The organism is Escherichia coli DSM 30083 = JCM 1649 = ATCC 11775 (assembly GCF_003697165.2).
Taxonomy (GTDB): domain Bacteria; phylum Pseudomonadota; class Gammaproteobacteria; order Enterobacterales; family Enterobacteriaceae; genus Escherichia; species Escherichia coli.
In genome coordinates this window covers 2,599,126-2,611,973 of the sequence record NZ_CP033092.2, presented here as the reverse complement: position 1 = coordinate 2,611,973, position 12,848 = coordinate 2,599,126, and the positions used below count along the sequence as shown (strand labels likewise).

Sequence of the window (12,848 nt, the reverse complement as noted above, 5' to 3'; positions counted from 1 at the left end):
CAACACCATCAGGCATATTAACTTATGCTTTCAGTACAGCCAGAGCTGCTTCGTAATCCGGCTCGGTGGTGATTTCATCCACCAGCTGGCTGAAAATCACATTGTCATTTTCATCAATAACCACAACGGCACGCGCTGCCAGACCTTTCAGTGGGCCATCAGCAATTGCCACACCGTAGGCTTGCAGGAATTCAGCGTTACGGAAAGTGGAGAGGGTGATAACGTTGTTCAGACCTTCTGCGCCGCAGAAACGAGACTGGGCGAACGGCAGATCGGCAGAGATACACAGCACAACGGTGTTGTCGATCTCGGTTGCCAGTTGGTTAAACTTACGTACTGATGCGGCGCAAACACCGGTATCAATACTCGGGAAAATGTTCAGCACTTTGCGTTTACCCGCAAACTGACCGAGGGTGACGTCAGACAGATCTTTTGCCACGAGAGTAAAAGTCTGCGCTTTGCTACCTGCCTGCGGGATGGAATTGGCGACTGTAACCGGGTTGCCCTGGAAATGAACGGTTTGTGACATGATTATCTTTCCTGTTTACATATAGTTAACGTCACACCTAGTTTATGCTAACTGTCAATAACACAGCAAACGCTATTTGCGCTTAATCCGCAGACCACCGCGACAATAAGGAGTAAAGATGAGAACCGTTAAGGTATTTGAGGAGGCCTGGCCCTTACATACCCCGTTTGTGATTGCTCGGGGAAGTCGCAGTGAAGCGCGCGTGGTGGTGGTTGAACTGGAAGAAGAAGGTATTAAAGGCACCGGTGAATGCACGCCGTATCCGCGTTATGGAGAAAGTGATGCCTCGGTAATGGCGCAAATTATGAGCGTCGTGCCGCAATTAGAGAAAGGGCTGACACGGGAGGAGTTGCAAAAAATCCTCCCTGCCGGCGCAGCACGTAATGCGCTGGATTGTGCATTGTGGGATCTGGCGGCGCGAAAACAGCAGCAATCGCTGGCTGATTTGATCGGCATAACGCTTCCCGAGACAGTCACCACGGCACAGACGATAGTCATCGGTACGCCTGATCAGATGGCCAATAGTGCATCAACACTCTGGCAGGCAGGCGCGAAATTACTGAAAGTGAAGCTGGATAACCATCTTATCAGTGAGCGGATGGTGGCAATTCGCACAGCTGTGCCCGATGCGACGCTGATCGTTGATGCAAATGAATCCTGGCGTGCAGAAGGGTTGGCGGCGCGTTGCCAGCTATTGGCGGATTTAGGCGTTGCGATGCTTGAACAACCGCTTCCTGCGCAGGACGATGCGGCGCTGGAGAATTTTATTCATCCGTTACCGATTTGTGCTGATGAAAGTTGTCATACTCGTAGCAATCTGAAGGCGCTGAAAGGGCGCTATGAGATGGTTAACATTAAGCTTGATAAAACCGGTGGTCTGACGGAAGCGCTGGCGCTGGCGACTGAAGCGCGTGCACAAGGTTTTCGTCTGATGCTGGGCTGCATGTTGTGTACCTCTCGTGCCATTAGCGCCGCTTTACCGCTGGTGCCGCAGGTCAGTTTCGCCGATCTTGACGGACCGACCTGGCTGGCGGTAGATGTGGAACCGGCGCTTCAGTTTACGACGGGCGAATTGCATCTTTAGGATGCCAGCGCAGCAAGTTTGCCATCGCAAAGAGATATTTTTCGCTGGCTTCGTCGGAGGAGATGGGTGGAAACTCTGCGGTGATGCAATGCAAGTTGAGATCTGCACACCAACTGCCGAAAGAGCCAGGCGTTTCATAACCGACGCTGGTTACCAGAGGCAATTCAAACGCCTGGGCCAGCCATTCACCTAATTCGCTGTGTCTGGGATCTTCAATACAGGCCAGCGGATCGTGGAATGAGACCACCCAGGCAGGTTGAATGCGGTGTATAAGCTGGCACAGCGCCTGGGTTTCAGGTTCGGAGCCAGGTTTGTCACCTGTCAGTAAAACGACATCACGTTCTTCAGCGGCGCTGTTCCAGCGATAAACTGTTTCACCTTCCTTCCAGTTCGCTGCCGGAAAGTTTCGGTTTAAATCCACACCATTAGCATTGGCCCGTAACCCTAACTGGCAGCCGTCAGGATTCACACACAGCACCACATGATGGCGGCGCAAAGAAGGTGTCAAAGTCCGCAGAGCACAGGAGAGCGTGACGATCGAAGAGTTTTCATCACCGTGAGTGCCAGCCAGAATCAAACCACTTTCGTGACTGGCTGCAGGGGCCGGAAACCAGATTAACGGCGCGCCCAATAATGAACGTCCGTAATGTTCTGTTCCGGGCGGAAATGCGCCGCGTTCGGCGCGTGGGCGAGTTACGGTCATGATCGTCTCTGGTTCAGGAAGTATTACAGGCAGTGTTGTGCAAATTTTGCGGATTATCAAATCCTTTTCTTCAACGCTATGTCATCGATCTTGTATCACTTTTTTGCCGGAAGTTGTTTGTATTTTCATTGATGTGCAGATATTAGAATTGTCGTAATGTTATATACATGGCGTATTTTATTCTTACTGGTTCTACACATGTTAATCGCATCTGATTGATCAGTTCACCTTAATAAGTTTAATAAATCGTACTGCACATAGTACAGTACGATGGTAGCTATATAATTGATTTACATGAAGAAGGGCTTATCACCATCAGTCCCGGGTTGATTGATGCCTATATTCTCACCAATGTGTTTCTCAGGTTTATCGATGATATCTGTGATTAATGCTGCGACACTCTTACGTGATACGATCGTACCTTTGAATGGTTCATTGCGTGAGGTAAGCTCATAATCAATAATATCTTCATCAGTCAGCCAGGCAGGGCGAAGAATTGTATATTCCAGTCCAGAAGCCTCAATTGCATCCGCAGCCCTGCGGAATGGTTTTAGGGGTTCACCAATAACTGCATTATTCCATTCGCCAAATTTTCCTGGAACTTCATCATAAATACCGAGGGAAAGAACAAAGATCAGACGTTTAACATCACAGGCTTTCATCGCAGCGATCACTGAATTTGCCTGAATATCTAAATCTTCCCCCGTAAGGTTGGCATACACAACATCCTGTCCCTGCATGGCCTGCTTCAGTGCTGCATGATTCAGTACATCCCCCATAATAATCTTGCTATTAGTTGGATAGGGTTTGTGGATTTTTGCTGGCTGACGGGCAAATAAAGTTTGTTTAATGGTTTGTTTATCTGCCAGTTGATTAATCACATGGCGGGCTATCTGACCGCCAGCACCAAGAATCAGTACATTGTTCATGAAACTTTTCCTAGATTATTGGCAGCAATATGCCAGGCCATATCACTATTACGGATTTGAATATGTTTCATTACAGAGTTTCCTCAAAGAACGGAGCTAATACTGAAATTGCTTCAGCCACATAGACTTTGCCATCATAAAGATCCATATGGTTTGCGCCTTCAACAATGTGATAGCGTTTATCCTGGCTTGATGCTCGATCGTACAGGTCGTCACTCATGCATTTGCTCCCAGCCTGGCTGCCCGCCACAATCTGTATCGGCTGAGTCAGGTACACTTCCGCCATATGGTAAGCATCATAGGTAATAATCTGGTTAAGGCTGCGCAAAGTAGCGTAACCCGGTGCTGTTGGATACTGCGCGCGAGGGGTGTGGTAATACTCCCAGGCCTGACGCAGTTCTTCGTTCGGCGCATCGGACTCCTTCATTGGTGCCAGTGGCATAGTGGCGTATTCTCCGCTGCTAATATCGCTGGTTCGGGCGTTTGAACCCGCGTCAACGTATGGTAGGGCATCAATAGATTTCACATTGTTTTCCCAACCATTACGGAACATCGAACCAATATTGACCGCACTAACAGTACCGATGGCCTTGATGCGGCGATCCTGAATTGCAGCATTGGCTGTATATCCTGCTCCGGCACAAATTCCCATCGCACCAATTCGGGTATTGTCGACATAAGAAAGCGTTGTCAGGTAATCAATCACGGCACTGACGTCTTCAGTACGAATGTATGGGTTTTCTAACTGACGCGGCTCGCCGCCGCTTTCACCTTGATAAGATGCGTCATAAGCAATAGTGACAAATCCCTTTTCCGCCAGTTTTTCGGCATAGGTTCCGGCCGTTTGCTCTTTAACGCCCCCACCTGGGTGAGATACCACAATTGCCGGATACTGACGGGTTTCATCAAATTTTGGAGGGAAATAGATCACTGCAGACAAAGAGATGGTTGGATTATTGCTGTTAGTGAAGCTGACTTTATTATTCATCATTCCGTTCCTCATGGAGTTGTCGGTTCGTTTTAACGGTTGGTGATATCACTATAGATATTGATCATTAAGTTGATTAGACCCAAAATCATGATTAGACCTATCATTTAAATGATTAATAGATTGTATGGAGATACTGAATGAAGCGTGAAGAAATCGCTGATCTGATGGCGTTTGTCGTCGTTGCAGAGGAGCGTAGCTTCACTCGCGCAGCAGCCCGCCTGAGCATGGCGCAGTCAGCTTTAAGCCAGATAGTGCGCCGTATAGAAGAACGATTGGGATTGCGGCTTCTGACGCGAACCACGCGCAGCGTTGTACCCACTGAAGCGGGCGAGCATCTTTTGTCTGTTCTTGGCCCTATGTTGCATGACATAGATTCTGCCCTGACATCCCTGAGCGATCTGCAGAACCGCCCATCCGGGACAATACGTATTACTACTGTAGAACATGCAGCAAAAACGATATTGTTACCAGCTATGCGCACATTCCTGAAATCGCATCCTGAAATTGATATTCAGCTTACCATTGATTATGGTTTGACCGATGTCGTTTCTGAACGTTTTGATGCAGGCGTCCGTCTGGGTGGGGAGATGGATAAAGATATGATCGCCATTCGAATCGGGCCAGACATACCAATGGCTATTGTTGGCTCACCGGATTATTTTTCTCGTCGAAGTGCTCCAACGTCAGTGTCACAATTAATAGATCATCAGGCAATTAATTTGTATCTTCCCACATCGGGTACAGCAAATCGCTGGAGATTAATACGCGGTGGACGTGAAGTTCGTGTTCGCATGGAAGGTCAGCTTTTACTGAATACGATAGACCTGATCATTGATGCTGCAATTGATGGGCATGGATTGGCGTATCTACCTTATGATCAGGTTGAGCGGGCTATTAAAGGAAAAAAACTGATACGTGTTTTGGATAAATTCACACCAGATTTACCCGGTTATCACCTGTACTATCCACACCGTCGACATGCTGGCTCGGCATTCTCATTATTTATAGATAGGCTGAAGTATAAAGGTGCTGTTTAGCACTACTTGCTGATACATTAATTTAATTCTTCTCTTAACGTATTCTCAGTTCCTTTCAACGTTTTGGTTATTTTTTATTCTTCGCACAATGGCGACAGATGCTGATTATGATACCGAAAACGGGTTTGAATGTGCGAAGCCCGAACGTAGTGTTCGGAGTTCTATGTGCTTTACCGCATTTTGGAGACTATTATTTACACTAAATCTGATTTGATATATTGATACTTAAAACATTTGATGCTTCCTTTGTCACTTTTTTGATGGAAGTTGTTTGCATTTCTTTAAAGCGAAACAAATAATTACGCATCAATTTTAATGTCGGTTAGAGGGAAACTTATGAAGCACTCTGTTTCAGTCACGTGTTGTGCGCTGTTGGTCAGCAGCATTTCTCTTTCGTATGCTGCTGAAGTTCCGAGCGGCACAGTACTGGCAGAGAAGCAGGAGCTGGTGCGCCACATTAAAGATGAGCCAGCGTCGCTGGATCCCGCTAAAGCCGTGGGCCTGCCGGAGATTCAGGTCATTCGCGATCTGTTTGAAGGACTGGTGAATCAGAACGAGAAAGGGGAGATTGTCCCCGGCGTTGCGACTCAGTGGAAAAGTAATGACAACCGTATATGGACTTTTACCCTGCGCGATAACGCAAAATGGGCGGATGGCACACCGGTAACGGCGCAAGATTTTGTCTACAGCTGGCAACGTCTGGTGGACCCGAAAACGCTATCGCCATTTGCATGGTTTGCCGCGCTGGCGGGAATCAACAACGCACAGGCGATTATTGATGGTAAAGCCGCGCCTGACCAGCTTGGCGTCACCGCAGTTGATGCCCATACTTTGAAAATCCAGCTTGATAAACCATTGCCGTGGTTTGTGAATTTAACCGCTAACTTTGCCTTCTTCCCGGTGCAAAAAGCCAACGTAGAAAGCAGTAAAGAGTGGACGAAACCCGGAAATCTGATCGGCAATGGCGCTTATGTTCTTAAAGAGCGCGTAGTCAATGAAAAACTGGTCGTAGTGCCGAATACCCATTATTGGGATAACGCCAAAACGGTACTGCAAAAAGTGACCTTCCTGCCAATTAATCAGGAATCCGCAGCCACTAAGCGTTATCTCGCGGGGGATATTGATATCACCGAATCCTTCCCGAAAAATATGTATCAGAAGTTGTTGAAGGATATTCCGGGGCAGGTTTATACGCCGCCGCAGCTCGGGACCTATTATTATGCGTTTAACACGCAAAAAGGGCCGACGGCAGATCAGCGCGTTCGCCTGGCATTAAGTATGACGATAGATCGCCGCCTGATGACCGAAAAAGTGTTGGGGACGGGCGAAAAGCCAGCGTGGCATTTTACACCAGATGTTACCGCGGGATTTACGCCGGAACCTTCGCCGTTTGAACAAATGAGTCAGGAAGAACTGAATGCGCAGGCAAAAACTTTGTTGAGCGCAGCTGGTTATGGTCCGCAAAAACCGCTGAAGTTGACGCTTTTGTATAACACTTCAGAAAACCATCAAAAAATTGCGATTGCTGTAGCATCGATGTGGAAAAAGAACCTGGGCGTAGATGTTAAATTGCAAAACCAGGAATGGAAAACCTATATCGATAGCCGTAATACCGGCAATTTTGATGTTATCCGCGCCTCGTGGGTAGGGGATTATAATGAACCCTCCACTTTCCTGACATTATTAACGTCAACGCATTCCGGGAATATTTCACGCTTTAACAATCCGGCATATGACAAAGTTCTGGCCCAGGCATCGACGGAAAATACCGTTAAAGCGCGTAATGCCGATTACAACGCGGCAGAAAAAATCCTCATGGAGCAAGCACCGATTGCACCAATTTATCAATATACCAATGGACGATTAATCAAGCCGTGGCTGAAAGGTTATCCCATTAATAACCCTGAAGATGTGGCGTACAGTCGGACTATGTATATTGTGAAGCATTAATGTGATGGGAACTGGCGTTACCCTTGTGGATAACGCCAGTGATGTCTGATTTAGCGACCCTGGTCCGGCGGTGTAATGTTATCCATATACAGCGTCTGGCTGGGGAAGGCAAAGTCCGCGCCGTGTGACTGTACAATATCGATAATCTTCAAATAAACGTCTTGCTGTGCGGCAAGCCACTCAGCCCATACCGTGGTTTTGGTAAAGCAATAAACCATAATATTTAATGACGAATCAGCAAACTGGTTGAAATAAACCAGTAAGGTTTGTCGCTGGTCGATGGCCGGGTGATTTTTCAGCATCTCACGTACGGCTTCGACAATAACGCCCACTTTTGCCGCATCCTCATAACGTAAACCAATGGTCGTGGTAATGCGCCGGTTGGTCATTCGTCCAGGATTTTCTACGCTGATCGACGAAAACAGCGAGTTCGGTACGTACAATGGACGATTATCAAAGGTCTTAATTTTGGTAATTCGCCAGCCAATTTCCGTTACTGTACCTTCGATATTTCTGTCCGGTGAACGGATCCAGTCGCCAATACTGAAAGGACGGTCGAAATAGAGCATAATCCCGGAAAAGAAGTTACTCAGAATATCTTTACCGGCCATACCGACAGCCAGACCACCAATACCACCAAAGGTCAACAAGCCAGAAAGGCTCATGCCGAAATGTTCGCCATAAAGCAGAACAAGCACCACAATAATGGTGATTTTGATAATGCGCGACATGATCCGCGCACTGGTGATATCGCGACCTTTTTTAATCTGCTGTTTTTCAAACTGATTAATCAGCAGAAATAGCTTAATCGTCAGAATAACCGCAATCAGGGACGTACAGATAAAATCGATAACGCCTGGGGTGATAAATTTGAGTTTATAGTTTTCTATAACATAGTTAATGATGCTACCAACAGCACTAATAATTATGGTGTAGATTAAAAATTGCACCGCATGGAATAAAAATCCTTTTCTTTTACGATTTCCACGGCGAAACCAAAAGCTCATCAGAATCAATGCTGCGCAGCTACCGAAAATAATGACCAGATTAAGCGCATTATTTGTAAACAGTTCAGCGATCATTGTTTTATCAGGCTCCTCCAGATAATTGTCGTCATGCCGGAAACCCCTGGCGGGACTATTTTACCGCGACAATTCATTCAGATCATCAATAGTCAGGGAAGGAAGTAGCAACATTAGCTAACTAATCAATGCGTTGATTGTAAATCCAGCTAAGAGGTGAGATTTTCAGAGCAGACAACGGTGAAATGTCATGGTATTGTTACGTTTAGGTAACAAGAAATTTGTCTGCACAAGGATTACATCATGATTATGGCGAAACTGAAGTCAGCGAAAGGGAAGAAATTTCTCTTTGGTTTGTTGGCGGTTTTCATTATTGCGGCGTCGGTTGTGACTCGCGCGACCATCGGCGGCGTTATAGAACAGTACAATATTCCGCTGTCTGAGTGGACGACATCAATGTATGTGATTCAGTCATCGATGATTTTTGTTTATAGCCTGGTCTTTACTGTGTTGCTGGCAATCCCGTTGGGAATTTATTTCCTTGGCGGCGAAGAGCAGTAAGTAAAAAATAGGCCCGATAACTCGGGCCTTGTCAGTTATTGAAGAGTCGTTAATCGTCTTCTTCGTCATCCAGTTCAACGGGTGTCTGATACTGGTCAGGTTTAATGACCAGCAGGTCGCAGCGAAGATGATCAATCACCTGTTCCGCCGTGTTGCCAAGGAATGCTGCTGAAATACCGGTGCGTCCGACCGTGCCCAGAACCACAATCCCCGCCTGTAAGTGCTCCGCCAAATCAGGAATCACCTCTTCGGGCAGACCTTTTTCTACGTGCGTCATGTTTTCATTAATGCCGAATTTCTGCCGCAGAGCTTTCATTGCCAGCAAATGTTGCCCACGAATGGCATCGTTATAAACGCTCGGGTCAAATTCCGGCAGTTCAATCGCGATATTAATTGGCGTTACCGGATAAGCGCCAACCAGATGAACTTCGGTATGGTTGACTTGTTCTGCCAGTTCGATCGTCTCTTTGACCAGTTTTTCATTGAGCGCATTATGGTACGGCTCTTCACTGGCGAGATTCACCGCCACCAGCGCCTTACCCCCTTCCGGCCACGGCTGGTCTTTCACCATCCACACCGGGCTTGGGCATTTGCGTAACAGATGCCAGTCCGTTGGCGTAAAAATCACCGCTTCCAGACGGTCATGTTGGTGCGCCATTTTTAGCACCAAATCGTGCCCGCCGCTGATCACTTCCTGAATGATGGCTTCGAAAGGACGGTTATGCCAGACCACTTTAATTTCAATGGGAACGCCAGCATTGAGATAATATTTTGCCTGCTCGTGGATCCAGGCTGTACGCTGGCTGATGACGCCCTGACGCATAGCGGTACGTTCGTCCGGAGAGAGCAGGGTGGTCATTTCGTATGAGAAGTCATAGATCGGCAAAAAGGCTTTAATTTTGCCACCAATCCGTTGATGTAAATAAACAGCTCGCCGCAATGCTGGTTGGTCGTCCTGGTTAGGATCGATAACAACGAGCATGTTCTGATACATAGCCATACAGGGTCTCCTTACAACAACTGTCAACGCAGTTTGTAATTAAAAGATTAACCCATATCTGGTGAATGAAACAGTGATGAACCTTCTGTCAGATCAATAAATCAGAAAAATTTAATGATATGACAGAAGGATAGTGAGTTATGCGGAAGAATCAGGCAACGTTACGCGTATGACCAGCAAGCTGGGCCAGCGCATCGTTATTTTCGATAGTGATGTATTTACCTTTGACTGCCAGCATACCGCTTTTCTGGAAGCGACCCAGCAGACGGCTGATGGTTTCAACCGTCAGGCCCAGATAGTTACCGATATCACCACGAGTCATCGTCAGGCGGAATTCACGAGGGGAGAAGCCGCGTTGGGCAAAACGACGGGACAGGTTGTAGATGAATGCAGCCAGACGTTCCTCGGCATTTTTCTTCGACAACAGCAGGATCATGTCCTGATCGCCTTTGATTTCACCGCTCATCAGACGCATCATCTGCTGACGCAGATTCGGCATTTTACCAGACAAATCGTCCAGCGTTTCGAACGGGATTTCACATACCATCGAGGTTTCCAGCGCCTGCGCGAAACTCGGGTGATGACCGCTGCCGATGGCATCAAATCCCACCAGATCGCCTGCTAAATGGAAACCAGTGATTTGCTCGTCGCCTTGCTCAGTGATGGTATAACTTTTAATCGTACCGGAGCGGATGGCATAAAGCGATTTTAGTTCATCTCCAGCCTTAAACAGCGTCTGGCCTTTCTGAATAGGCTTCTTCCGCTCAATGATATTATCAAGCTGATCAAGCTCATGTTCGTTGAGTGTGAACGGGATGCAAAGCTGGCTGATGCTGCAATCCTGGCAATGGATAGCACAACCGCCAGACTGAATGCGCCGTATAATTCGCTTTTCCGGGATCATAGGTCTGCTCAAGCCGTAATTGATATTTGTCAATTTTAACATCTTTTTAGGGAGCAAGTAAGTCTAAGCAAACCTTAACAGCAGAGAATTCCGATATTAGATGTAAATATATGTCTATCTATTTGAAAACCCTTAAGTTGTTAAGGGTGACTTTACATAAAAGTGTGAACAAGCTGGCACAAATTGTTTAATGTTTACAGCAAAAGATAACCTTCGTGGCGCAATAACCACTCTTTTCGCTGAACTCCGCCTGCATATCCGGTCATGGTGCCGTTTCGGCCAATAACCCGATGGCAAGGTACGACGATGCTGATGGGATTCGATCCGTTTGCCGCACCAACGGCACGCGCCGCGCCAGGGCGGCCTAATTGTTCAGCCAGTTGGCCATAATGCATTACCTGCCCGCAGGGGATAGTGCGCAGTGTTTTCCAGACTTCGCGCTGAAATGGCGTCCCCCCCGTGGCAGTGGGAAGCGTATCAATAATGCTAAGATTACCGGCAAAATATTCACGAAGCTTGTCGCTTAAACCACCTGGGTTGGTGGCAGAAATGCGCTCATAGCCTTCTTTGCGATAATGGATGTCCAGCAGCTGCACCATGCGTTCGCTGTACTCTTCCCATTCAACCGCCCGCAGGCGAAATTGCTCATCGCAAATCACCCACAGTGGACCCAGTGGCGTGGCAATTTTTTCTTCAAGTAATCTCAGCATCCGTTCTCTCTTAAGACAAACGTGGGTAAATACCCGGACCTATCGGCAAGCCAACAAGATACCACGCCAGCAACATCAGCAGCCATACCACCAAAAAGATTAATACTAACAAAAAGTAAGTACCAGGTTTCGCGTCTGGTTTGTCGCAGTATTTAAGCATAAAGCGATTTTTTGATTTTTCTGCCTGAAGAAATGAGGGCAAGCCATCACATGGATCGAGGGTGGGATAATTCCAGTCAGCGAAATTTTACCGTAGGCTATCTGTTATTTGATTCTGTGGCGTGATAGCCGCCAGACACCACTGATCTCGTCACTCATTCCCCAATCCCGGCGAGAATGTGGTTATTTACAGAGCTAAAAAATGAATAAAAAAATAGAGCCTGTCGACATCCGCCAGACTCTACAGTACACACAGCAGTGCATCCTCGTCTTAAATCCGGCCTGGGGTCCTGGTGACCGGTGACAGTGTTATAACGGTTTTACCCATCCGTTGCCAATTTTCTTCAGTGACAGATTTCACGAAAATATAAGTTAAATCATTTGCCTTGTGATTGCATAATCATGCATCGTTAATCGACGAGTAAATTTACCGGGCGAGTAGCCCGTTCGACGCTTAAACATATTGCCGAACGATTCAGCTGAGGCATAGCCCAGACGATGGGCAATTTTGGTCAACGAATATCCATCATCAAGAAGCGTCACTGCAGAAATAACGTGCATTTGCTGAACCCAGTGGCGAAATGTTAATCCCGTCTCTTTAACAAATAAGCGCATGAGTGTACGGCTACTGACGTTAATTTTATCCGCTAGATTATCCAGTGTTGGCAGATACCCTTGGTTGTTTAGCAAATTCTCACAAAGCTGCTGTAGCCGCTCATCATTTGGCCAAGGGAGTTCAAGTGACATTTTCACCCCCATTTTTATTTCCTGAAGTATCAGTGTCTCGAGGGCTGAAAAACGTAACTGTTGTTTATCTGTGGTACTTTGCGACGGTGGAAGTTGGTTAATTGCAATTAGTAATTCTCTTAACAGGGGTGAAATACCCGTCATGAAGCAAACTTTTCCCAGCGTTTCACTTTCCGCTTCTGAAACCAGTACGGTTTTTAAAAGTACGTTGCCTGTCGCAACAAACTTATGCGGCATTTGTGGGGGCAGCCAAAGCGCGCTGCTGGCATGCACTAGCCAGACGCTTTCTCCAGCCCATACACGAACGACTCCTTCAGCCGGGTAAAGCAACTGGGCATAGAGATGTTTATGCCAGGGAACTGTGCCTCCATTCAGATGTTCCGAATCCAGTCCGATAATGTGATGCCCTGGTGATGCTTTGGGTTGCAGTGTGATTGTCATTTACAGTAGATATTTTGTCAGAAATCATCAAATAAGCCATGTTAAATTTTAAATATGACGTATGCAAGTTTCCGGATATAT

At 46.9% G+C, this 12,848-nt stretch carries 13 protein-coding genes and 2 pseudogenes; 5 read left to right on the top strand and 10 right to left on the bottom strand.

The features are described from left to right. Positions 1–22 precede the first annotated feature (22 nt). Positions 23–529, bottom strand: coding sequence for a thiol peroxidase (gene tpx / locus EAS44_RS13695; protein ID WP_000084387.1), 507 nt, complete (start codon positions 527–529; stop codon positions 23–25). 118 nt (positions 530–647) lie between these two features. On the opposite strand from tpx, the gene ycjG reads away from it, so the two are divergent. Next, positions 648–1,613 (top strand): L-Ala-D/L-Glu epimerase, encoded by a 966-nt coding sequence (ycjG, locus tag EAS44_RS13690; protein ID WP_001261210.1) that lies wholly within the window; start codon positions 648–650, stop codon positions 1,611–1,613. Here ycjG and mpaA read toward each other — a convergent pair. The 3 genes from mpaA to ycjY form a co-directional block, all read right to left on the bottom strand. Continuing rightward, positions 1,588–2,316 (bottom strand): murein tripeptide amidase MpaA, encoded by a 729-nt coding sequence (gene mpaA / locus EAS44_RS13685; RefSeq protein WP_001296042.1) that lies wholly within the window; start codon positions 2,314–2,316, stop codon positions 1,588–1,590. The genes ycjG and mpaA overlap by 26 nt on opposite strands. 290 nt (positions 2,317–2,606) lie before the next feature. Beyond that, positions 2,607–3,245 (bottom strand): SDR family oxidoreductase, encoded by a 639-nt coding sequence (locus EAS44_RS13680; protein ID WP_001067026.1) that lies wholly within the window; start codon positions 3,243–3,245, stop codon positions 2,607–2,609. Positions 3,246–3,315: 70 nt separating this feature from the next. After that, complete coding sequence (gene ycjY, locus EAS44_RS13670; protein ID WP_001362863.1) at positions 3,316–4,236, bottom strand: alpha/beta hydrolase; 921 nt, start codon at positions 4,234–4,236, stop codon at positions 3,316–3,318. Between the two features lie 137 nt (positions 4,237–4,373). Between ycjY and pgrR the strand changes: the two genes are divergently transcribed. Then, positions 4,374–5,273, top strand: coding sequence for a DNA-binding transcriptional regulator PgrR (gene pgrR / locus EAS44_RS13665; RefSeq protein ID WP_000817701.1), 900 nt, complete (start codon positions 4,374–4,376; stop codon positions 5,271–5,273). 336 nt (positions 5,274–5,609) lie between these two features. Continuing rightward, entirely contained in the window at positions 5,610–7,223 is a 1,614-nt protein-coding gene (gene mppA, locus EAS44_RS13660; protein WP_000682996.1) for a murein tripeptide ABC transporter substrate-binding protein MppA, read from the top strand. Positions 7,224–7,273: 50 nt separating this feature from the next. Here mppA and ynaI read toward each other — a convergent pair whose 3' ends face one another. Continuing rightward, positions 7,274–8,305 (bottom strand): low conductance mechanosensitive channel YnaI, encoded by a 1,032-nt coding sequence (gene ynaI / locus EAS44_RS13655; protein WP_000559904.1) that lies wholly within the window; start codon positions 8,303–8,305, stop codon positions 7,274–7,276. A 243-nt stretch (positions 8,306–8,548) separates the two neighbouring features. Between ynaI and ynaJ the strand changes: the two genes are divergently transcribed. Then, positions 8,549–8,806 (top strand): DUF2534 family protein, encoded by a 258-nt coding sequence (ynaJ, locus tag EAS44_RS13650; protein ID WP_000605090.1) that lies wholly within the window; start codon positions 8,549–8,551, stop codon positions 8,804–8,806. A gap of 49 nt (positions 8,807–8,855) precedes the next feature. Here ynaJ and uspE read toward each other — a convergent pair whose 3' ends face one another. The 4 genes and pseudogenes from uspE to EAS44_RS13630 all read right to left on the bottom strand — a co-directional run. Further along, a complete protein-coding gene (gene uspE / locus EAS44_RS13645; RefSeq protein ID WP_001262123.1) occupies positions 8,856–9,806 on the bottom strand; it encodes a universal stress protein UspE in 951 nt (316 codons plus the stop codon). A 151-nt stretch (positions 9,807–9,957) separates the two neighbouring features. Further along, positions 9,958–10,710: a fumarate/nitrate reduction transcriptional regulator Fnr gene (gene fnr, locus EAS44_RS13640; RefSeq protein ID WP_000611911.1), complete on the bottom strand. Its 753-nt coding sequence runs from the start codon at positions 10,708–10,710 to the stop codon at positions 9,958–9,960. Between the two features lie 194 nt (positions 10,711–10,904). Next, positions 10,905–11,420 (bottom strand): methylated-DNA--[protein]-cysteine S-methyltransferase, encoded by a 516-nt coding sequence (gene ogt / locus EAS44_RS13635; protein WP_000945011.1) that lies wholly within the window; start codon positions 11,418–11,420, stop codon positions 10,905–10,907. Between the two features lie 10 nt (positions 11,421–11,430). Then, positions 11,431–11,562, bottom strand: a pseudogene (locus tag EAS44_RS13630) (hypothetical protein); the annotation flags it as partial. Positions 11,563–11,582: 20 nt separating this feature from the next. Here EAS44_RS13630 and EAS44_RS25885 point away from each other — a divergent pair. Next, a pseudogene (locus EAS44_RS25885) lies at positions 11,583–11,778 on the top strand (LysR family transcriptional regulator); the annotation flags it as partial. Between the two features lie 173 nt (positions 11,779–11,951). On the opposite strand, the gene EAS44_RS13625 reads toward EAS44_RS25885, so the two are convergent. Continuing rightward, positions 11,952–12,767, bottom strand: coding sequence for an AraC family transcriptional regulator (locus EAS44_RS13625; protein WP_000156573.1), 816 nt, complete (start codon positions 12,765–12,767; stop codon positions 11,952–11,954). Positions 12,768–12,848: the final 81 nt, after the last annotated feature.